This window comes from Micromonospora sp. NPDC049903 (assembly GCF_044460945.1).
In the GTDB taxonomy this organism is placed as follows: Bacteria; Actinomycetota; Actinomycetes; order Mycobacteriales; family Micromonosporaceae; genus Micromonospora.
The window spans coordinates 103,024-121,928 of the sequence record NZ_JBITKL010000004.1; the positions used below are offsets into that span (position 1 = coordinate 103,024).

Annotated in this window: 21 protein-coding genes; 9 read left to right on the top strand and 12 right to left on the bottom strand. The window is 72.4% G+C overall.

From position 1 onward, the window contains the following. Entirely contained in the window at positions 1–957 is a 957-nt protein-coding gene (pheA, locus tag ACIBO1_RS10150) for a prephenate dehydratase (RefSeq protein ID WP_396744166.1), read from the top strand. A gap of 10 nt (positions 958–967) precedes the next feature. Here pheA and ACIBO1_RS10155 read toward each other — a convergent pair whose 3' ends face one another. The 3 genes from ACIBO1_RS10155 to ACIBO1_RS10165 all read right to left on the bottom strand — a co-directional run bounded on the left by ACIBO1_RS10155 (position 968) and on the right by ACIBO1_RS10165 (position 2,628). Further along, positions 968–1,684: an AIM24 family protein gene (locus ACIBO1_RS10155; RefSeq protein ID WP_396743579.1), complete on the bottom strand. Its 717-nt coding sequence runs from the start codon at positions 1,682–1,684 to the stop codon at positions 968–970. A 66-nt stretch (positions 1,685–1,750) separates the two neighbouring features. Then, positions 1,751–2,089: a metallopeptidase family protein gene (locus ACIBO1_RS10160; protein ID WP_117228335.1), complete on the bottom strand. Its 339-nt coding sequence runs from the start codon at positions 2,087–2,089 to the stop codon at positions 1,751–1,753. Positions 2,090–2,196: 107 nt separating this feature from the next. Next, complete coding sequence (locus ACIBO1_RS10165; protein WP_350698038.1) at positions 2,197–2,628, bottom strand: OsmC family protein; 432 nt, start codon at positions 2,626–2,628, stop codon at positions 2,197–2,199. 159 nt (positions 2,629–2,787) lie between these two features. Here ACIBO1_RS10165 and ACIBO1_RS10170 point away from each other — a divergent pair, with 159 nt between their 5' ends. The 3 genes from ACIBO1_RS10170 (at position 2,788) to ACIBO1_RS10180 (ending at position 5,491) form a co-directional block, all read left to right on the top strand. Next, on the top strand, positions 2,788–3,534 hold the full coding sequence (locus ACIBO1_RS10170) for a hypothetical protein (protein ID WP_396743583.1): 747 nt from the start codon (positions 2,788–2,790) through the stop codon (positions 3,532–3,534). 323 nt (positions 3,535–3,857) lie between these two features. Continuing rightward, positions 3,858–4,679 carry an HAD family hydrolase gene (locus tag ACIBO1_RS10175; protein ID WP_396743586.1) on the top strand — a complete coding sequence of 274 codons (822 nt, stop codon included), beginning with the start codon at positions 3,858–3,860 and terminating at the stop codon, positions 4,677–4,679. Further along, a complete protein-coding gene (locus tag ACIBO1_RS10180; RefSeq protein WP_396743588.1) occupies positions 4,679–5,491 on the top strand; it encodes an HAD family hydrolase in 813 nt (270 codons plus the stop codon). Before ACIBO1_RS10175 ends, ACIBO1_RS10180 begins: the two co-directional genes overlap by 1 nt. A 47-nt stretch (positions 5,492–5,538) precedes the next feature. Here ACIBO1_RS10180 and ACIBO1_RS10185 read toward each other — a convergent pair whose 3' ends face one another. Beyond that, positions 5,539–6,147: a bacterial proteasome activator family protein gene (locus ACIBO1_RS10185; protein ID WP_396743591.1), complete on the bottom strand. Its 609-nt coding sequence runs from the start codon at positions 6,145–6,147 to the stop codon at positions 5,539–5,541. Positions 6,148–6,281: 134 nt separating this feature from the next. Here ACIBO1_RS10185 and ACIBO1_RS10190 point away from each other — a divergent pair, with 134 nt between their 5' ends. Together ACIBO1_RS10190 and ACIBO1_RS10195 are read left to right on the top strand one after the other, a co-directional pair. Then, a complete protein-coding gene (locus tag ACIBO1_RS10190) occupies positions 6,282–7,079 on the top strand; it encodes an alpha/beta hydrolase family protein (RefSeq protein ID WP_396743594.1) in 798 nt (265 codons plus the stop codon). Positions 7,080–7,158: 79 nt separating this feature from the next. Then, complete coding sequence (locus tag ACIBO1_RS10195; protein WP_396743597.1) at positions 7,159–8,364, top strand: ABC transporter substrate-binding protein; 1,206 nt, start codon at positions 7,159–7,161, stop codon at positions 8,362–8,364. A 57-nt stretch (positions 8,365–8,421) separates the two neighbouring features. Here the strand turns inward: ACIBO1_RS10195 and ddaH are convergent, their stop codons facing one another. Further along, positions 8,422–9,255, bottom strand: a complete 834-nt coding sequence (gene ddaH, locus ACIBO1_RS10200; RefSeq protein ID WP_396743600.1) for a dimethylargininase — start codon at positions 9,253–9,255, stop codon at positions 8,422–8,424. A 59-nt stretch (positions 9,256–9,314) separates the two neighbouring features. Here ddaH and ACIBO1_RS10205 point away from each other — a divergent pair, with 59 nt between their 5' ends. Then, positions 9,315–9,773, top strand: coding sequence for an Lrp/AsnC family transcriptional regulator (locus ACIBO1_RS10205; RefSeq protein WP_350698030.1), 459 nt, complete (start codon positions 9,315–9,317; stop codon positions 9,771–9,773). 110 nt (positions 9,774–9,883) lie between these two features. After that, on the top strand, positions 9,884–11,806 hold the full coding sequence (locus ACIBO1_RS10210) for a beta-propeller domain-containing protein (RefSeq protein ID WP_396743603.1): 1,923 nt from the start codon (positions 9,884–9,886) through the stop codon (positions 11,804–11,806). An 89-nt stretch (positions 11,807–11,895) separates the two neighbouring features. On the opposite strand, the gene ACIBO1_RS10215 is transcribed toward ACIBO1_RS10210, so the two are convergent. The 3 genes from ACIBO1_RS10215 to ACIBO1_RS10225 all read right to left on the bottom strand — a co-directional run bounded on the left by ACIBO1_RS10215 (position 11,896) and on the right by ACIBO1_RS10225 (position 13,982). Next, positions 11,896–12,978: a T3SS (YopN, CesT) and YbjN peptide-binding chaperone 1 gene (locus tag ACIBO1_RS10215; protein WP_396743606.1), complete on the bottom strand. Its 1,083-nt coding sequence runs from the start codon at positions 12,976–12,978 to the stop codon at positions 11,896–11,898. Between the two features lie 90 nt (positions 12,979–13,068). Further along, positions 13,069–13,326, bottom strand: coding sequence for a DUF6457 domain-containing protein (locus ACIBO1_RS10220; RefSeq protein ID WP_396743609.1), 258 nt, complete (start codon positions 13,324–13,326; stop codon positions 13,069–13,071). Then, positions 13,323–13,982 (bottom strand): molybdenum cofactor guanylyltransferase, encoded by a 660-nt coding sequence (locus tag ACIBO1_RS10225; protein WP_396743611.1) that lies wholly within the window; start codon positions 13,980–13,982, stop codon positions 13,323–13,325. Before ACIBO1_RS10225 ends, ACIBO1_RS10220 begins: the two co-directional genes overlap by 4 nt. Before the next feature lie 166 nt (positions 13,983–14,148). Between ACIBO1_RS10225 and fdhD the strand changes: the two genes are divergently transcribed. Beyond that, positions 14,149–15,003, top strand: a complete 855-nt coding sequence (fdhD, locus tag ACIBO1_RS10230; protein ID WP_396743614.1) for a formate dehydrogenase accessory sulfurtransferase FdhD — start codon at positions 14,149–14,151, stop codon at positions 15,001–15,003. 34 nt (positions 15,004–15,037) lie between these two features. Here the strand turns inward: fdhD and ACIBO1_RS10235 are convergent, their stop codons facing one another. Genes ACIBO1_RS10235 through ACIBO1_RS10250 form a run of 4 tightly spaced genes read right to left on the bottom strand, consistent with a single transcriptional unit; the run spans position 15,038 to position 18,757 of the window. Continuing rightward, entirely contained in the window at positions 15,038–15,748 is a 711-nt protein-coding gene (locus tag ACIBO1_RS10235) for a GAP family protein (RefSeq protein ID WP_350698024.1), read from the bottom strand. Between the two features lie 22 nt (positions 15,749–15,770). Next, a complete protein-coding gene (locus tag ACIBO1_RS10240) occupies positions 15,771–17,105 on the bottom strand; it encodes an MFS transporter (protein WP_396743618.1) in 1,335 nt (444 codons plus the stop codon). Next, complete coding sequence (locus ACIBO1_RS10245; protein WP_396743621.1) at positions 17,102–17,677, bottom strand: helix-turn-helix domain-containing protein; 576 nt, start codon at positions 17,675–17,677, stop codon at positions 17,102–17,104. The genes ACIBO1_RS10240 and ACIBO1_RS10245 overlap by 4 nt, the downstream gene beginning before the upstream one ends. A gap of 48 nt (positions 17,678–17,725) precedes the next feature. Then, positions 17,726–18,757, bottom strand: a complete 1,032-nt coding sequence (locus ACIBO1_RS10250) for a DUF4192 domain-containing protein (protein WP_396743624.1) — start codon at positions 18,755–18,757, stop codon at positions 17,726–17,728. Positions 18,758–18,905 lie beyond the last annotated feature (148 nt).

Below are 18,905 nucleotides of genomic sequence, written 5' to 3' on the forward strand. Positions count from 1 at the left end.
ATGCCGGGAACGCCGCCGACCCGTTTCGTCTACCTCGGGCCCGAGGGCACCTTCGCCGAGCAGGCGTTGCGTACCCTGCCCGCCGCGGAGCGGGGCAGCCGTACACCGGCCCGCAGCGTCGGCGAGGCCATGGAGGCGGTACGCACCGCCGACGCCGACGCCGCGCTGGTGCCGTTGGAGAACTCGATCGGCGGCGCGGTCGGGGTCACGTTGGACGAACTGGCCGAGGGCGAACCTCTGGTGATCACCCGCGAGGTGATCCTGCCGGTGCAGTTCGTGCTCGGCGCGCGCACGGGCACCCTGCTGCCGACCATCCGCAGCGTCGCCGCCCACCCGCAGGCGTCCACCCAGTGCCGGGGGTGGCTGCGGGCACACCTGCCCGACGCGGTCGTGGTCGACGTGCTCTCCAACGGGGCGGCGGCTGCCGGCGCCGCCACCGGTGAGTACGACGCGGCGATCTGCGCACCCATCGGCGCGGCCCGGCACCGGCTCGCCGTGTTGGCCGACAAGATCGCCGACCATCCGGATGCGGTCACCCGGTTCGCGCTGCTCTCCCGCCCCGGACCGCCTCCGCCGCCCACCGGCGACGACGTGACCTCGCTGGCGGTCTACATCGCCCACGACGAGGTGGGCGCGCTGCTGTCCGTGCTGATGGAACTCGCCGTACGCGGGGTCAACCTGACCCGGATCGAGTCCCGGCCGACCGGTGAGGCGCTGGGCCGGTACGTCTTCTTCCTCGACTGCACCGGCCACGTCGCCGACAACCGGCTCGGCGAGACCCTCCAGGGACTCCGGCGGGTCTGCGCCGACGTCCGCTTCCTCGGTTCGTACCCCCGACACCGGTGGGACGGCACGGCCGGCGAACGGCCGGTGCCGGCCCCGGCGGGACTCTCCGACGCCGACTACACCGACGCGGCAGCCTGGCTCGCCCGGCTCCGTGCGGGCGAGCTGGGCTGACCGACCGGGCTCAGCGGAACAGGCCGCCGAGCACCCCGCCCTGCTCCTGCTGGCCGCTGCCCATGACCGGCGGCTCCTCGGACGGCTGGACGACGACGAAGCCGCGCCCGGCGAAACTCATCGTGTACGCCTCACCGGTGGTCCGCCCCAGCAGCGTGCCGAGCCCGAGCTGGTCGGCCCGGTGGTAGCCGGTCTGCAACCCCGCCGACCAGCAGACGGCGGCCTGCGGGTCCACGTAGGTGGGTGCGTCGACGCTGAGCACGACCGGGGTGCCCCGGGTGGTGACCGCGATCCGGCCGTGACCGGAGAAGACGCAGTTGAACAGGCCGGTCGAGGCCATGCCCGCGCCGCCGACCATCTTGATGTCGTAGCTCAACGTCGAGTCGAAGGCCAGCACGCTGGACCCGTTGATGGACAGGGCGTCGCCCGGCTCCAGGTCGATGACGTGCACGTCCTTGGCGAAGTCGGCGAGGAAGACGTCGCCGTGACCGGTCAGCTTCATCAACGGCACACCCTCGCCGGTGAGCTTCTGCTTGAGGAAGTTGCCGATACCACCGGAGCCGAGCGCCTGGAACTGCACCTGCCCCTGGTACGCGACCATCGAGCCGACGCGGGCCATCGCCTCGCCGTTCAGCTCGATCTTCAACATCTTGGCGTTCTGCAGCCGCATACCGGGCTGCGCGGACTCCTTCTCCAGGTTCGCCGCTGAGAACAGCTCGCTACGCATGGGTTCCTCCCGTACTCGCCGTGTCTGGCCGAGACGGTAGGGCAGCACCGCAAGAGGGTCGGTGGGTCAGCCCCAGCCGAGGTCGTGCAGGCGCGCGTCGTCGATGCCGAAGTGGTGGGCGATCTCGTGCACCACGGTCACCGCCACCTCGTCGATGACGTCGTCGTCGGTGTCACAGATCCGCAGGATCGGGTTGCGGTAGATCAGGATGCGGTCCGGTAGGACTCCGGCGTAGTCCCAGCCCCGGTCGGTCAACGCGTGTCCCTCGTAGAGGCCGAGCAGGTCCTCACCGGGGGGCGGGTCGTCCTCGACCAGGATCACCACGTTGCTCATCAGCGCCAGCAGTTCCTCCGGAACCTCGTCCAGCGCTTCCCCCACCAACTCCTCGAACCGCTCGCGCTCCATCTCGACCGCCACGCCCTCATTGTTCCTCACCCGACGCGCGATCTCGCGCCTCCGAGGCCCCGGACGGTGTGCCGGGGTGCCGGAGGCGCGAGATCAGCGCGGGGTGGTCAGGAGGTGAGGCGGGCGGTGAGGGTGATCTCCGCGCCGGGCGACAGCAGTCGCGAGATCGGGCAGTTCTGCTTCGCGGTCTCGGCCAGCTTGGCGAACTGCGCCTCGTCGATGCCGGGGACGTCACCGACGGTGTCCAGCTCGATGCGGGTCACCGTCATTCCGGCGTCGGTCTTGTCCAGGTGCACCGTGGCGGTGGTCTCCACCGACGTGGCGGTGGTCCCGGCGTCGGCGAGCGCCTTGGAGAAGGCCATCGAGAAGCAGCCGGCGTGCGCGGCGCCGATCAACTCCTCGGGGTTGGTGCCCTCTCCCTCTTCGAAACGAGACTTGAAGGAGTAGTTCCCCTGCAACCCGCCCTTGCCGGTACGGATCGTGCCGGAGCCCTCGGGAAGGTTGCCCTGCCAGCGTGCGGAAGCGGTACGGATAGGCATGCACCTGACGCTAGTCGACCCGACGCCGACAGGCGACCGACCAGCGAGGCTCGCCGCCGGGAACCCGACGTCACCGGCCGGCTGTGGAATGATTCACGCGGACCCGCCGACCTGGTCAGCGCCTTCCGGGGCGGCCAGGCTCCGAGGAGAGGGCGAACGATGACCAACGACCTCCCCATCCCTCGTCAGGACGAACGCGCCGACGGTGCCAGCGTCCTCGAATGGGGTACGGCGGACGAGTCGGAGGGCGGAAGCCGCCTCCGGCGGGCCGTCACCGGCCTCGGCCGGGACCACCGGGTACCGATGCTGCTGGCCGGACTGGGTGCGGCCGCCGCCGTCGCCTCGCTGCTCGGCGAGTGGGTGACCATGAACATCCCCACCGGCCCGGACCCCGCCAGTCCGCTGGAGGTGACCAACGGGGTCGCCGAGATCGGCGGAATGGGTACCGGCTACCTGGTCGGTCTCCTGGTGCTCGGTTGCGCGGTGGCGCTCGCGCTACGCGGCACCAGGTCGGCGCAGGTCAACGCCCGGATCGCCGGCCTGGCGCTCGCGGCCGGCATGATCGCGCTGCTCGCCGCCGCCACGTCGTCGCTCGGCGACGCGACCCGTCGGAGCCTGTTGTACTACTCCGGCGAGGAGAGCCTCCGCATCGAGCACGGGCGTGGTCTGTTCATGGCCTTCGCGGCCGTGCTGCTGTTCGCCGCCGCGCTCGTCCGGACCATCCCCGCCGGGGCCGAGACGCCGTCGAGCGGTGAGCCGGTCGGCCCCGACGACGCTTCCCCGGAGTCGACGTCCCGGCGTTCCCGGCGACGGTCCGAGCAGGTGGATCCGGACGAGGGACGTCCGCCGGCCGACATCACCGTCAGCCCGACGGTGCCCTTCGCCCGTGAGGCCCCGCCCGACTGAGGTGTAAGGAGGGGTCCCCTGCTAACGCCTGGTGTATAGGAAGGGTCCCTTCCTAACATCTCAACGCCGAGCCGCGCCGCGCCGAGCGCCGGATGAGCGCCGAGCCGCGCCGAACGAGCGCCGGATGCGCGCCGCGCCGCGCGTCGACAGTGCGGCGGGGGGCCTGGCCGAACGTCATCTTCGGTGCGCCGTCCGTTGGCATCCGATTCGCCGGGAAGCCATGGTTGCGACCTGTTTCCCGAGGTACGGTTGCTGCCCGCCGTCACGCCGGGTCGCCTACCGGCGACCGGCTGGCTGCGACGGCGGCGGGCGAAGGAGGAACCATGACCCGCCCGGGCCTGCCCAAGCTGATCGCCACTGACCTGGACGGGACGCTCGTCCGCAGCGACGACACCGTCTCGGCGTACACCCACGAGGTTCTCGACCGGGTGCGTGCCGCCGGCATCCCGGTGGTCGGCGCCACCGGGCGCGGCCCCCGGCTGACCGAACTGACCCGCAACGACATCCGTGCCGCGGACTTCCTGGTGCTGGCCGGCGGCGGCCGGGTGGTGGACCAGAGCGACCCGGCCGGGCCGGTGGTGCTGCGCGACGAGCGCCTCGGGAGCGAGGTGCTGGCCGCCCTGCTGGCCGATCTGGAGGTCGCGGTCGGCCCCCTGACGGTGATGGTCGAGGCCTCCGACGAGCACGACGCCCCGCTCTGGGGCGACTACCACCCGGACTGGCCCTACCAGGACCGGTTCGAAGTCCGTACCCGGGACGAGTGCCTCGCCGGTGACGTGATCAAGGCGTTCGCGCGTACCGCCGACCACCACGTCGACGAGTTGCTGGCGGTCGCTCGGGAGATCGTGCCGCCGCACCTGGCCACGGTCACCCAGGCCGGGCTCGGCTTCATCGAGATCTGCCCGCCCGGGGTGGACAAGGCCTCCGGCCTCACCGTGGTCGCGCAGTCCCTCGGCGTGGACCCGGCCGAGGTGCTGGTCTTCGGCGACATGCCGAACGACCTGCCGATGTTCGAGTGGGCCGGGTGGGCCCGGGTCGCCGTCGCCAACGCGCACCCGAGCGTGCGGGCCGCCGCCGATGACATCACTCTCCGTAACGACGACGACGGGGTGGCGGTCTACCTCGACCGGCTACTGTCCAGGTGATGGACGCGACGCCCGGCCTGATCGCCACCGACATCGACGGCACGCTGCTCCGCGACGACCGCACGCTCAGTGCGCACACCGCCGCGGTGCTGGCGCGGATCTCCGACCAGGGCACGCCGGTCGTGCTGGTCACCGGCCGTCCGATCCGCTGGCTCCGGCTCGTGTACGACCAGCTCGCCGAACCGCTGCCGGCGGTCTGCGCCAACGGCGCGGTGGTCTACGACCCGGTCGACGACCAGGTGCTGCGCGCCGATCCGCTGGCTCCCGATCTGCTCGCCGAGGTGGCCCAGCGCCTGCGGGCGGAGGTGCCGGACGTGAGTCTCGCGGTGGAGATCGTGGACAGCCGGGAGATGCGGCACGAGGCGCACTATCCCGTGCGCTGGGAGGCCGGTGACGCGGCCATCCGGGTCGTGGACAAACCGGAGGAGTTGCTGTCGGTGCCGGCGGTGAAGCTGCTGGTCCGAGCCGGCGACCAGGATCCGGACCGGTTCACCGAGCTGATCTCGGCCGCGTTGGCGGGGCTGGCGGAGGCCACCCACTCGTCGAACTCCGGGCTGGTGGAGATCTCGGCAGCCGGGGTGACGAAGGCGGCCGGGCTGGCCTGGTACTGCCACCGGATCGGCGTCGACCCGGCCGACGTGTTGGCCTTCGGCGACATGCCGAACGACGTACCGATGCTGACCTGGGCCGGGCGGGCGGTGGCGGTGGCAAACGCGCACCCCACCGTGCTGGCGATCGCCGACGACGTCACCTCGACGAACTCCACCGACGGTGTGGCCGCGTACCTGGAGAAGGTCTTCGGGGCCGACTGAGCGCGACGCGGCGTGCGACCCGGCGGGGTCGCACGCCGCGTGCGGTGTCAGAGGTACTGACCGGTGCTGTGTCCTTCGCCACCGCCCGGCTGGCCCATGCCCGGCATCCCGGGCAGCACGGCCCCGCCGCCGGGACCGCTGGGCAGCGCCTGCCGGCCGGAACGCATCTGTTCGAGCTGCACCCGGGCGGCCATCTGCTGGGCCACCAGGGCGGCCTGGATGCCGTGGAACAGCCCTTCCAGCCAGCCGACGAGCTGGGCGTGGGCGATCCGCAACTCGCCCTCGCTGGGCGCCTGGTCCTCGGCGAACGGCAGCGAGAGCCGTTCGAGTTCCTCGCGCAGCTCGGGGGCCAGCCCCTCCTTGAGCTCGACGATCGAGCGCTCGTGGATCTCCCGCATCCGGTGCCGGCTGGCGTCGTCGAGCGGAGCCGCCTTCACCTCCTCCAGGAGCTGCTTGATCATGCTGCCGATCCGCATCACCTTGGCCGGCTGCTCGACCAGGCGCGTCGGGTCCTCGCCGGGGCCGTCGTCGGTCTGCACGGTGCCGACCGGCCGGCCGTCCGGCCCGACCACCACCACCGTGCCGGAGTGCCCGGCCCCGTCCAGGCCAGGCTCGTCGTTCTGTCCAGCTGAGTGTGCTTCGGTCATGGCACCCATCTTTACCCAGTGGCCGCCGTCGCCGCCCGTCGGCCCGGCGCACCGGTCACCGTGTGTTCCGCCCGTCCGCCGACCTGGTCACCGTGCGTCGCACCCGACGGCGCATGCGGCACGTTCCGCGCTACGGTCGGCCGATGACCTCCGACCCGCGAGCCGTGCTGACCCGGCCCGCTCCCGCCCCGGACGTCACCGTCGCCTACGGCGAGCACCCCGACCAGGTCGCCGACCTGCGCCGGCCGTCCGGCACCGGGCCGCCCCGACGGCTGGTGGTCGTGGTGCACGGGGGCTTCTGGCGCCACGAGTACGACCGACGGCACACCGACTCGATGGCCGCCGCGCTTGCCGCGCTCGGTCACCCGGTGGCGCAGGTGGAGTACCGGCGGACCGGGCAACCCGGTGGCGGATGGCCCGGTACGCCGGAGGACGTCCTGGCCGCGGTGACCGCGCTGCCCCGGCTGGCGGACGAGGCGCTGCCCGGTCTGGTGACGCCGACGCCAGCGGTCCTGGTCGGTCATTCCGCCGGTGGCCACCTCGCCCTGCACGCGGCGCGACACGTGCCGGAGGCGGTGGCCGGGGTGCTCGCTCTCGCGCCGGTCGCCGACCTCGCCGAGGCGTACCGGCTCGACCTGGACGGGGGTGCGGTGGCGGCGCTGCTCGGCGGTGGTCCGGGGGACGTACCCGACCGTTACGCGGCTGCCGACCCGCGATCCGTGGTACCGCTCCCGACACGCACCGTAGTGATGCACGGCACTCTCGACGAACAGGTTCCGGTCGCCATGAGCAGGGCTTACGTGGCCGCAAACCAGGCAGCAGGGGCCGATATGCGCCTTGTAGAGCTTTCGGGATGTGAGCATTTCGGGCTCATCGACCCCGAGGCGACGGTCTGGCCCAAGGTAACCAGCGCGTTGCGGTCTCTTGGCGAAGATCATTAATCATTGACGCAGCGTCGCGAAGCAGGTAGAACGCCGATGGGGCGCACCCGCCTAGGCAACGCGTGTTGAAGGGAACCCGGTGTCGCACATGAACCGCAGGCGAGCACTACAGTTGCTGGCCGCGCTCGGAACAGGGAGCCTCGTCGCCGCGTGTGGCACGGACGGCGACGAGGGGACCACCACCGCCACCGGCGGCAGTCCGATCAAAATCGGTCTGATCGCGCCGCAGGCCGGCCCGAACAAGGCCATCGGCGACGAACTCACCAACGGCTTCCAGCTCTACCTCGACCTGAACGACCGGAGTCTCGGCGGTCACCCCGTCAATCTGGTCTCGGCAGACGAGGGAGACACCGTGAAGTCCGGTCAGGCCGCCGTGAGCAGCCTGCTCGAACAGAACGTGCTCGCGATGACCGGCGTCGCCAGCTCCGCCGTCATGTTCGGCATCCGGGACGCGGTCGAGCAGGCCCGGGTACCGCTGATCGGCTCCAACGCCTCGCCACCGAGCCTGCAGAGCGTCGTCTACATCTGGCGTACGTCGTACGTGCTGGACGAGGCGGGCCGGGCGCTCGGCCGCTACCTCAAGGACGAGCTGGGTACGGCCGACCGGGTGGCCATCATCCTGCCCGAGGGCGGTGGCGGTGGCGAGGACGTGCTGCGCGGCTTCCGCCAGGAGTTCGGCGAGTCCGACCCGAGGATCTCCGACCCGGTGATCTGGACCACCGGCAACCCGAACCCCGGCAAGACGGCCTACGTCAGCGACATCAACCAGGCATTGAACCGCAGCCCGTCGACGGTCTTCTGCTTCTACTCCGGCGCTGCGGCCGTGGAGTTCGTCATGCAGTTGCGCGACGCCGGGTTCCGGGGCCGGATCTACGCGCCCGGGTTCCTCACCGAGGGCACGGTGCTGGAGAGCATCCGGCCGGCCAACGACGCGCTCGGCATCCGGACCGCCCTGAACTACTCCGCCGACCTGAACAACGCGGCGAACCGTCGCTTCGCGTCGGCGTACCGCAAGAAGCACAACGCCTCGCCCACCACGTACGCGATGGCCTCCTACGACGCGGCCAAGGTGCTCGACCAGGCGATCCGCCTCGCCGGTGAGACGCCGACGGCGCAGGAGGTGAACCTGGCGCTCGGCCGGATCGGGCAGATCGACAGCCCGCGCGGCGCGTGGCAGTTCAACCAGCCGCGTACCCCGCAGCAGAAGTGGTACCTGCGCGAGGTGCAGCGCGACGGCCAACTGCTGTCCAACGTGCTGGTCAACGAGCTGGCCACGCTCGGCTGAGTCTCGACACGATGCCCAGGGCCGGACCGGTGCGATGGCCGGCCCTGGAGCGTCGGATCAGGGCCGCAGCTCGGCGACGCAGCACTTCACGCTGCCACCGCCCTTCTTGAGTTCGGCCAGTTCCACGGGCACCGGCGTGTAGCCGGCCGCCTTGAGCCGGCCGGTGAGCCGGGTCGCCTCGCTGTTGAGCACCACGTTGGCGCCGTCGCTGACCAGGTTCAGCCCGAACGACAGCGCATCGTCGTCGTCCGCCACCACCGCGTCGGGGAAGAGTTGGGCGAGCACCCGCTGGCTGGCGGCGGAGAAGGCGCCCGGGTAGTAGACGACGTTGCCGTCGTCGATCGAGGCGAGCGCCACGTCCAGGTGATAGAAGCGCGGGTCGACCAGGTGCAACGACACCACCGGACGGCCGAGCGCCTCCTGTGCCTCGGCGTGCGCCGGCAGCTCGGTGCGGAAGCCGTACCCGGCCAGGACCAGGCCGCCGTGCGCCTCCGGCAGGTACGCGAAGTCACCCTCGCCCTCGTTGGTCTCGTTCGGCGCGATGAACCGCCAGCCCTGCGACTCGTAGAACGCCCGGTGCGCGGCGGCCTCGGCGGCCCGCTGCGGGTGCTTGAACCGCGCTCCGTAGGCCGTGCCGTCCACCGTGAACGCGCCGTTGGCGGCGTAGACCATGTCGGGCAGGCCCGCCTCGGGAGCCAGCAGGTGCACCTCGTGGCCGAGGCCCACCAGGGTCTCCCGCAAGCGGTCCCACTGCTTGACCGCCAGTTCCGGGTCGACCGAGGCGGTCACGTCCATCCACGGGTTGATCGCGTACTCGACCGCGAAATACTCGGGCGAGCACATGAGATATGTCCGCTTTCGCGGTACTCGCTGCTGGTTCACGGTGACCAAGGGTAGGTAGGCTGCCACTTTAGTAACAGCCGCAAACATTGCTTCTCAGGAGCAGAACATTGCAGATCGACGCCGTCGACCAACGAATCATTGCGCTGCTCGTCGCGGACGCCCGCGCGTCGTACGCGGACATCGGCACCCGGGTGTCACTCTCCGCTCCGGCGGTCAAGCGACGGGTCGACCGGCTGCGGTCGGCCGGGGTGATCCGCGGATTCACCGCCATCGTCGACCCGGCCGCCGTCGGGTGGACCACCGAGGCGTTCGTCGAGCTGTTCTGCGCCGGTCGCACCACCCCGGCCCAACTCGGTGCGGCGGTACGCCGTCACCCCGAGGTCGTCGGGGCGTACACGGTCTCCGGCGAGGCCGACGCGCTCGTCCATCTGCGGGCCGCCGACATCGCCCACCTCGAAGAGGCGCTGGAACGACTGCGGGCCGAGTCGTTCGTCACCTCCAGCCGCAGCACCATCGTGCTCTCCCGGCTGGTGGAGTCCCCCGGCGTCGGACCCTCCACGAGCTGAACCAGCGTCTCGCCTGGCTGCCGTCCACTTAGCTCACCGTCCACCTCCGGTTCCCCGGCCGATGCCAGCGGTCGGGGAACCGGAGCGCCGGACGCCGCGTCGAACCGCGCATGACACGGGGAACCAAGGCCACCGCGGCCGGTGGCACGCTGATCGCACTGGCGCTGCTCGCCGGCAGTGTGTCGGCGCCACCGGTCGTGACACTGCCCATCGGCACCGACGGGCCGCGGATGGTGCCGGTCGGCCTGGTCTCCTTCGACTCCTGCGCGGACGCCCTCACCGAGCTGCGCGCGGCGGCCACCGCCTCGGTCGGCCCCTACGGCTTCGGCGGCGGCTGGCGTACGTTCAGCGACCGGGCCGCCCTCGGGGCCGGCGACGTGGCGAAGGGTGCCGAAGCCCTTCCCGCGCCGACGGGAGCCGCGCCGGAGCACTCGACGACCAACAACCACGAAGTCGGCGTCGACGAGCCGGACCTGGTCAAGACCGACGGACGGCGGATCGTCACGACCACCGGCGGCGTCCTGCGGGTGGTCGACCCGGCCAGCCGGCGGATCACCGGCGAACTCGACCTCACCGACGGCCACGAGCGCCTGCGCTGGAGGGATCAGCGACTGCTGCTGCTCGGTGACCGGGCGCTGGTCCTGACCGAGGCCACCCCGCGCGCGACGCCCACCGGCGTCGCGGGTCGCATCCGGGGCCCGGTCGACGACACCCGGCTGGTCCTGGTCGACCTCTCCGGTGCACCCCGGGTGCTCGGCACGTACCGGATCCAGGGCCGCACCATCGACGCCCGGCTGGCCGGCACGACCGCCCGGGTGGTGGTGAACTCGGCACCCCGCCTGGAGTTCCCGTTCGAGCGGACCGGCAGCGACCGGGAGCGGACCGCACGCAACCGTGCCGTCATCGCGCGGGCGGGCATCGAGGCCTGGCTGCCCGAGTACGAGTGGACGGCGGGCGCCGAACGGCACAGCGGGCGGATCGGCTGCGACCGGCTGAGCCGCCCGGAACGGATGACCGGCACGTCGACGCTGACCGTGCTCAGCTTCGACCTGGCCACCGACCGTCTCGGCGACGGCGACCCGGTCGGCGTGGTGGCCGACGCGAGCACCGTCTACGGCACCGCGACCAGTCTCTACCTCGCCGGTCGCCGTCCGATGGTCGAGCCGGCCCGCTCGCGTCCAGCGGCGTTCGACGAGGTCACCGAGATCCACCAGTTCGACACCGCAGCCCCGGGGCGTCCCCGCTTCGTCGCCTCGGGCACCGTGCCCGGCTGGCTGATCAACCAGTACGCGCTGTCGGAGTGGGACGGGCACCTGCGGGTGGCCACCACCACCGGTGACGTCTGGGGCGGCAGGGCAGAGGGCCGGACCTCCGAGTCCGCGGTGCGGGTGCTGCGCCGCGAGGGCGGATCACTGGTGCCCGCCGGAATGGTCGGCGGGCTCGGCCGGGGTGAACGGATCTACTCGGTGCGCTACCTCGGCCCGGTGGCGTACGTGGTGACCTTCCGGCAGACCGACCCGCTCTACTCGCTCGACCTGACCGACCCCGGCGCGCCCCGGGTCACCGGCGAACTCAAGATCACCGGGTACTCGGGTTACCTGCACCCGCTGCCCGAGGGCCGGTTGCTCGGGGTCGGCCAGGAGGCCGACACGCGGGGTCGGACCCAGGGCGTACAGGTGTCCCTCTTCGACGTACGCGATCCGGGCCGCCCGTACCGGCTGGACCAGTGGCACCTGCCCCGGGGACGGTCCGGTGCCGAGTACGACCCGCACGCCTTCCTGTACCGACCGGACAGCGGTCTGGTGGCCCTGCCGGTGGACGCCGGCATCCGGCTGCTGCGCGTCGGCGGCGACAGCATCCGCGAGATCGGCGAGGTGACCCATCCGGCGACAGACCGCGAGAGCCGAGGGATGTGGTCCCCGGTGCGCCGGTCGCTGGTGATCGGTGACGTGCTCTGGACCGTCTCCGACACCGGCCTGCGCGCCACCGACCCGACCACCGCACGCAGCGTCGGCTGGATCGCGACGACCTGAACCTTCCTCCCACGCGGGTGGGGCCCGGTTTCTCGGGGTTTCCGGGTCCCACCCGCCCCTACCGCCCGGCGACTCGGAACGGCCGACGGTCAGAGGTACATGCCGGTGCGGTGCTCACCCCGCCCCGGCTTGTCCCCCTCGCCGAAGAAGCGCTTGCCACCGAACTCACCGTGCAGGCGGTCGTCCAACTCGTCCGCCAGGCCGGTCATCACCTGCACGGCCAGCATCAGATGGGTGGGCTGGAAGTTCCGGCCGAAGACCGGGATCGAGGCCCACACGGTGTCGTCGGCACAGTAGAGCCGCCCGATCGGCATCCGGTTGGTCAGCTCGGAGAGCTTGACGTACAACCGCTCGGTGGGCTCGACCTCGGTCAGGACCGGGGAGAAGACGTCGACCAGCGGCGGATTGTCCCGGACCCGGACGAAGACCATCGCCGAGCCCGCGCGGATGTTGATGTCGCCGTCGGAGTCGACCTGGACCCGGTCCGAGTCCGACTTGAGCATGGTGGAGACGACCGTGCGTACCCGCTCGGCCAGGTCCAGCACCTCGGTCTCCGGGCTGTCCCCACCGGCGGCGGCCAGCGCCTCCGCCAGCTCGGTGCCGATCTCCCGCACCAGGCCGAACTCGCTGCGCGCCGTGCCCAGCGGGACACCCGCGAGCGGCTCACCCTCGGCGTCCTCGATCTGATAGACCAGGAACGCGGGATGCGGCGCGCCATAGATGTCGCGCAGCGTACGAGAGAGCACCGCAGCCAGCCGGGTGGCCTCGTCGACCCCGCAGTGCAGGCCGAACTGGTCACCGGAGCCCTCCACCACGCCCGGCGGCGACCAACCCAGCGCGACCATGTCGGCGACGGCCGCACGGTCCAGCCGGTACCCCTGCGGCAGGGTGGCGTTGCCGACCGCGCGCGCGTTGAGTCGGCCGTCCGTGCCGACATCGGCCCCGACGGCGTAGACCGCGTCGTCCGTGCCCGAGGCGGTCGGGTCGAGCGTCAGCTCCACACGCGCCCCCGCCGGCAGGTCGACCAGCCGGTCGGCCAGCGCCCTCGCGAACTCCCGCCACGCCTGGGTCACCTTCGCCCGCAGGTCGGCCGTGGTCGGCTCGTCGAGCAGGATCGACTCGTGGTGATGCGCCGGCGTGCCGGGCGGCGCCGAGGGGTGGTCTGCCGTCATGATCGCCTCCGTCCGTTCCGGTCACCCTACCCAGCCGCCGTATCGGTCGGCGCGGCCCGGACCGTGATCGGACAGCCCCCTCGGCTGCGGTCAGTCGGCCGGCCGGCCGCCGCCCAACTCCACCGGCCAGGTGCCGGCCAGGTCGGCGAGCCGGGCCGCCGCCGCGACCGGATCGGCGCCACGCCCCACGGCCAGCCCGAGCAGGTACGCGGTGACCGGGGCACCCGGACGCACCACCTGGTGGGCCACGTCCCGGGCCAGGTCGAGCACGGTCGGCACCGGCACCTGGGCGGGTTCCAGCCCCAGTTCCGCGCAGACCGCCGTGACCCAGTCGTCCAGCACCGTCATCGCGCCCACTCCTCCGCCCGGCGTACGTCACCGTCAGTGTCGCAGTCGAACCACGGCGGTGGGCCGCCACCGGACCACGTCACCTCGCGCACGGTGAGCCCGGCGAGCAACTCCCGCAGCGGCGCTCCGGAGTGCCGTCCGGCGAGCCGGTCCAGCGCCGCACGCAGGGCGTCGGTACGCCACACCCCGCACAACGTCTGCCGCCGTCCCGAGGCGTCCACGAAACACACCCCGTCCACCTGCGGCGGCATCTCCAGCGGCGTGCACGGCGGGGCGTTCGGTGGTGTGCCCGGTGGGGTGTTCGGTGGGGTGTTCGGTGGCGTGTCCAACTGGCGCAGCAGGTCACCGACGGCGGGCCGGGTCAACAGCGGCAGGTCGGCGGCGAGCAGCGCGACGACCGGTACCCCCGGTTCGAGCAGGGCCAGTCCGGCTGCGGTGGCGGCGACCGGCCCGCCACCGGGCGGCGACTCCCGTGCCGGGAGCACCCCCGCCGGGGCCGGCCCGGGACCGACCAGGATGCGGGGCGTCGCGTCGGCGACCGCCGCGAGCACCCGCTCGCGCATCGGTACGCCACCGACGGGCAGCGCCGGCTTGTCCCGCCCACCCATCCGGCGCGCCGCCCCACCCGCGAGCACGATCGCCGCGTACGTCGTCACCGGATGACGGTAACCCGCACGGCTCGGCCGTCTCCGGCGCTGCCGCCGGGCGGGGTGGCCGGGCGGGGTGGCTGTTTCCGGCGCTGCCACCGGCCAGCTTTGTGGCCGGGTGGCCGGGTGGAGCGGTCGGATGCGGTGGGGTGTGCGGGCGGGGCAGGATGGCGGGGTGGGACGGGCCAGTGACCGACGTGGGGTGCTCCGCGTCGACCTCGACGCGACGGACACCGGACGGATCCGGGTACGTCGACCGGACACTCTCGCCGCCGAGGAACCGCTGGAGATCCGGGTCGGGCCGGCCGGTCCGGACCGACGCCGCCCGCTCTCGGTCACCATGCGGACCCCCGGCGCCGACCTGGATCTGGCGCTCGGCTTCCTGTTCACCGAGGGGCTCATCCGCTCGGCCGACGACGTGTCCACCGCGCAACTCTGTGCCGGCACCGAGACGCCGAACACCTACAACGTGGTCGACGTGACGCTGGCTCCGGGCGTGCCGTCGCCCGGAGCCGAGACGACCCGGCACTTCCAGACCACCAGCGCCTGCGGGGTCTGCGGCAAGGCGAGCATCGACGCGGTCCGTACCCGGTCCCGGTTCGACGTGGCCGCCGACCCGCTCGCCGTCCCCGCCGAGATTCTGGCCGGACTCCCGGAGCGGCTACGGGCCGGTCAGCGGGGCTTCGACCGTACCGGCGGGTCGCACGCGGCGGGACTGTTCTCCGCCGACGGCGAGTTGCTGGTGCTGCGCGAGGACGTCGGCCGACACAATGCGGTGGACAAGGTGATCGGCTGGGCGCTCCGCGAGCGTCGGCTGCCGCTGGCCGGGCACCTGTTGCTGGTCTCCGGCCGGGCCAGTTTCGAGCTGACCCAGAAGGCGTGGATGGCCGGGTTGCCGCTGCTCGCGGCGGTGTCGGCGCCGAGCACGCTCGCGGTCGACCTGGCTGCCGAAGCCGGGCTCACCCTGGTCGGCTTCCTGCGCGGACGGACGATGAACATCTACACCGGCACCCACCGGGTGACCGGCTGACCGCCGCTTCGGGCGAGACCGCCCACCCGGTTGCTCAGCGGTTGGCCAGCAGCTCGAACAGTTCCAGCCGGACGGCGGCGTCCCGGGCGATGAGGAAACCCGCGATGCCCAGGATCCAGCCCAGCATGCTGCCCGACGACCGCACGATCCACGCGTTGAGGCGGGCGAGCAGTGGCTCGATCCGCCTCGGCCACGCCACCCGCGCGCCCAGCAACACCAGCGCCGGCAGGATCATGACCAGGCAGTACCCCGCCAACAACGCGATCACCTGCGGCACGCCCAGACCCGAGGTGGTGAGCAGACCCAGGGCACCGAGGTACGGCAGCATGGTCGCCACCTCGGCCAGCGCGGCGAACACCGCCAACCCGACCAGCCAACGGGCCGAGGAGTCACCGGACGTCGCCCGGTCCCGCCAGCGCAACACCCGACCGCCGCCACCGCCGCGTTTGCCGTCGTAGCGGAAGCTCAGCACGAACAACCCGACACCGAGCGCGAGCTGCCCCCACAGCACCGGCCGGTTGTCCAGCGCGCCGCCCAGCATCTCGGCCAGCCCGCTGCCGCCGAAGTAGAGCAACAAGCCGACCAGGAAGTAGAAGCAGGCGATGGTGCCCAGGTAGGTCGACACCCGCCCGAGGCGAACCGGGCCCGGGGCGAGCAGCAGCCAGACCGGGATGAACAGGGTGCCGATGCTGGTGCTGTCGACGAGCGCCAGACCCGCGAGGGACAGCAGTAGCGCGGCGCTCATGCCGGGCCTAGGGGACGCACGCTCATGCGGTGATTATCCGGGTGTCCCGGTCCGACGGCTGCCCTGGCACCGTGGCCTGTCGAGCCTTCGGGACGGTCTCCTGAGGTGGGTTCGGGGGACGGTTCATGGTGCGCCACGGGCCACCGAGGAGCGGGGTGAGGACCACCAGGAGGTAGCCGGCGCCGGCCACGACGAGGGTGGCCGTGGTGCCGGCATGTTCGCTGGCGAAACCCGCTGCGAGCGCGCCGAGCGGGATGGCGGCCCAGGCCACCGCGCCGATCACGCCGTACGCCCGGGCCCGCATCCGGGCCGGTACGCGTTCGAGCTTGATCGCGCCGATCATGGGGTTGATCGCCCCGGCGGCGAAACCGGCGCTGGCGAACACGACGAGCAGGACGGGCAACGGCAGCCCGGCGGCCATCGCCCAGAACGGCGGGGGACCGGCCACCGCGAAGGCCACCACGAAGGTGACCCGGCGGGGCAGCCGGTGACCGACGGCGCTGAACACCAACGAGCCCGCCAGCGCGCCACCGCCCATGGCACCGACGAGCAGCCCGAGGGCCGCCGCTCCGCCGAGGTCCCGGTGCGCGACGACGGGCAGCAGCACGTTGGTGTTGGTCGCGTCGAAGAAGTTGGTCACCAACACCAGCAGGACCAGGACCCGCAACAGGGGCTCGGCGAGCAGGAACCGTACGCCGGCGGCGAACTGACGCCAGTAGCCGGTGTCGTGGCTGGTCGCTGGCCCGTCGACGGTCGCGGCCTCGTCGGCACCGGGCTGGAGGTTCGCCGGCACCAGCACGGCGACGACCACTGCGGACAGCACGAACGTGGCCGCGTCGAGGACCAGCACGGGCAGCGCCCCCAGGGTGGCGACCAGCAGGCCGGCCACCGGTGCACCGAGCAGTCGGGCACCCCGCTCGGTCGCCTCGAACCAGCCGATCGCCCGCTCGGTCGGCAGGCCGGCGGCGGTGGCCGCCTCGGGCAGCAGGGCGACCCGGGCGGTCTGGCCCGGCGTGTCGAGCAGACCGCTGAGGAAGACCAGCGCGAGCAGCGCCCAGAACGGCAGACCGACCGTGGCGTGCAGGAGGGGGATCGCGGCGACCGTCAGGCAGGAGACCAGATCGGCGAGCACGCTCGCGCGACGGTAGCCGATCCGGTCGACCAGGACTCCGCCCAGTGCGCCACCGAGCACGATCGGCGCGGTCGCGACGGCAGCGGTGAGGCCGGTGGCGGCCGGCGAGCCGGTCTCGGCGAGTACGTAGAGCGGCAGCGCGATGATCGTGAGCATGTTGCCGGTCAGCGAGACCGTGTGCCCGACCAGCAGACCGATCAGCGGCGTGCGGGACGGGCGGCTCATTCGGGCCGCCGGAACGCGTGATAGATCATCGTGACCGGGCGGGCGTCGGCGCGGTCCGGGTCGCTGCGCTCCTGCCAGCGCGCGGCCAGCGCCTCCAGGTCGGCCCGCAGTTCCCGCAGTTCGGCCGCGGTGAGGTGATAGGCGTTGTCGCTGCTGGCGGTGCCGCGTACCCACTCCGGCTCGAAGGTCGCCTCGGCGGCGAGGTAACCGTTCAGGGCCGCCTGGTACCGCTCCAGCACGGCACGCCGCAACAGGTCCGAGGCGACCTTCCGCTCCGGGTCGTCGAGTGCCTCCAGTGGCTCCCAGGAGGTGGTGGCGTGCGCGGCTCGCCACCACCGTTCCCGACGGTTGCGCGCGCACTCCGGAGCCTCCCGCACGAAGCCGTGCTCGGCGAGCTTGCTCAGGTGGTAACTGACCGAGCCCACCGCCTCGTCGACGACCTCGCTGAGCATCCCGACGCTCTGCGGCCCCCGCAGCCGCAGTTCGCCGAGCAGCCGAAGCCGGGTGGGGTGGGCGAGTGCCCGCATGGCGCGGGGGTCGGTCAGGTGCAGCACGGTCTCGTCGTTCGTCATGTCGCCACCGTAGACGTACAAGAAATGACGTACAAGACTTCTTGTTTATCATCGCGGGCGACGCCCGGATCGACGCCTGCCCCGCCGCAGCGCCTTCGGCGATCTCGGCCAACCGTCCAGGCGTGACGGCGGCACTCCCCGGCGGAGCAGGTCGTCCAGCAGCAGGCCGAGCGAGTAGTCCGGGTGCTCGGCCAGCACCCGCTCCAATGCCACCGCCGCCAGCGCGCCCTGCCCCGCGCGCCAGGCGGCGAAGGCGAGCAGGGCACCGGGCGCGGCGGACAGGTCCGGCTCGGTCCGGCGCATCATCTCGGTCCAGAACGCCACGTCCTCGTCCCGGCCGTCGGTGCGTTCCCAGGCGTGGTCCCGCACCGGCAGATGGGTCAGCAGCAGGCAGAGCCACGCCACCTCATCGTCGGTCAACGGCTCGCCGTCGCGGTGACGTCGTCGGGTGGCCCGCAGCGCTGCCACCCCGGCCGTCCGCAGCGCCCGACCGCCGAGCAGGTCGGCCGGGGGTGCCTCCGCCAGCAGGTCGGCGAGTCGCCGGTCGGCCCGTTCGGCGGCGCGCCGCATCTCCGGCCCGTCGACCGGGGCCACCGCCGCGGCGAGAGCGGCCCGGTCAGGCAGCGCGACCTGGCCGGCGAAGACCGCCGCGGCCGGCACCGCACTGGCCCTCGGGTCGTACCGGGTGCCCTCGGGCGGGCAGCACTCCGGCTCCTGACAGACGTACGACCACCACCGGTCACCGGTGACCCGTAACGCGTCCAGGACAGTGAGCCCCGCGTCGGCAAGCGCGCCCCGGACCGCGTCCACGGCCGGAGTGACCCGGGCCGCCGGGCCGTACCCGATCGCCGTGGCCGAATCGGCGCCCTGCCGCGCGGTCACCCTGGCGATGTGCTCTGCCGACTCACGCGGATCACCCTCGCCGGGCAGGTCCGTCCGGGCGGCGAAGACGATCCGCGAGCCGGCCAGCGCCACCACCACGACGCTGTCGGTGGGGTGGAAGCCGAGCAGGTACGGCACGGCCGCGATGAGGTCGGCGGGCGATCTGACGGTGAGCCGGGGCAGGTCAGTGGAGTTCATGAGGGCAGCTTGCGAGCCGTCCGGTTCCCACCGCTGCCCCTGTGGACGACACGCGGGTTATCCACAGTCACCCTGCGTATCCGCCCAGCTCAACGCGATCCGACTACTCCCCCGCACCAGGGCACGGACGTTAGGAAGGGACCCTTCC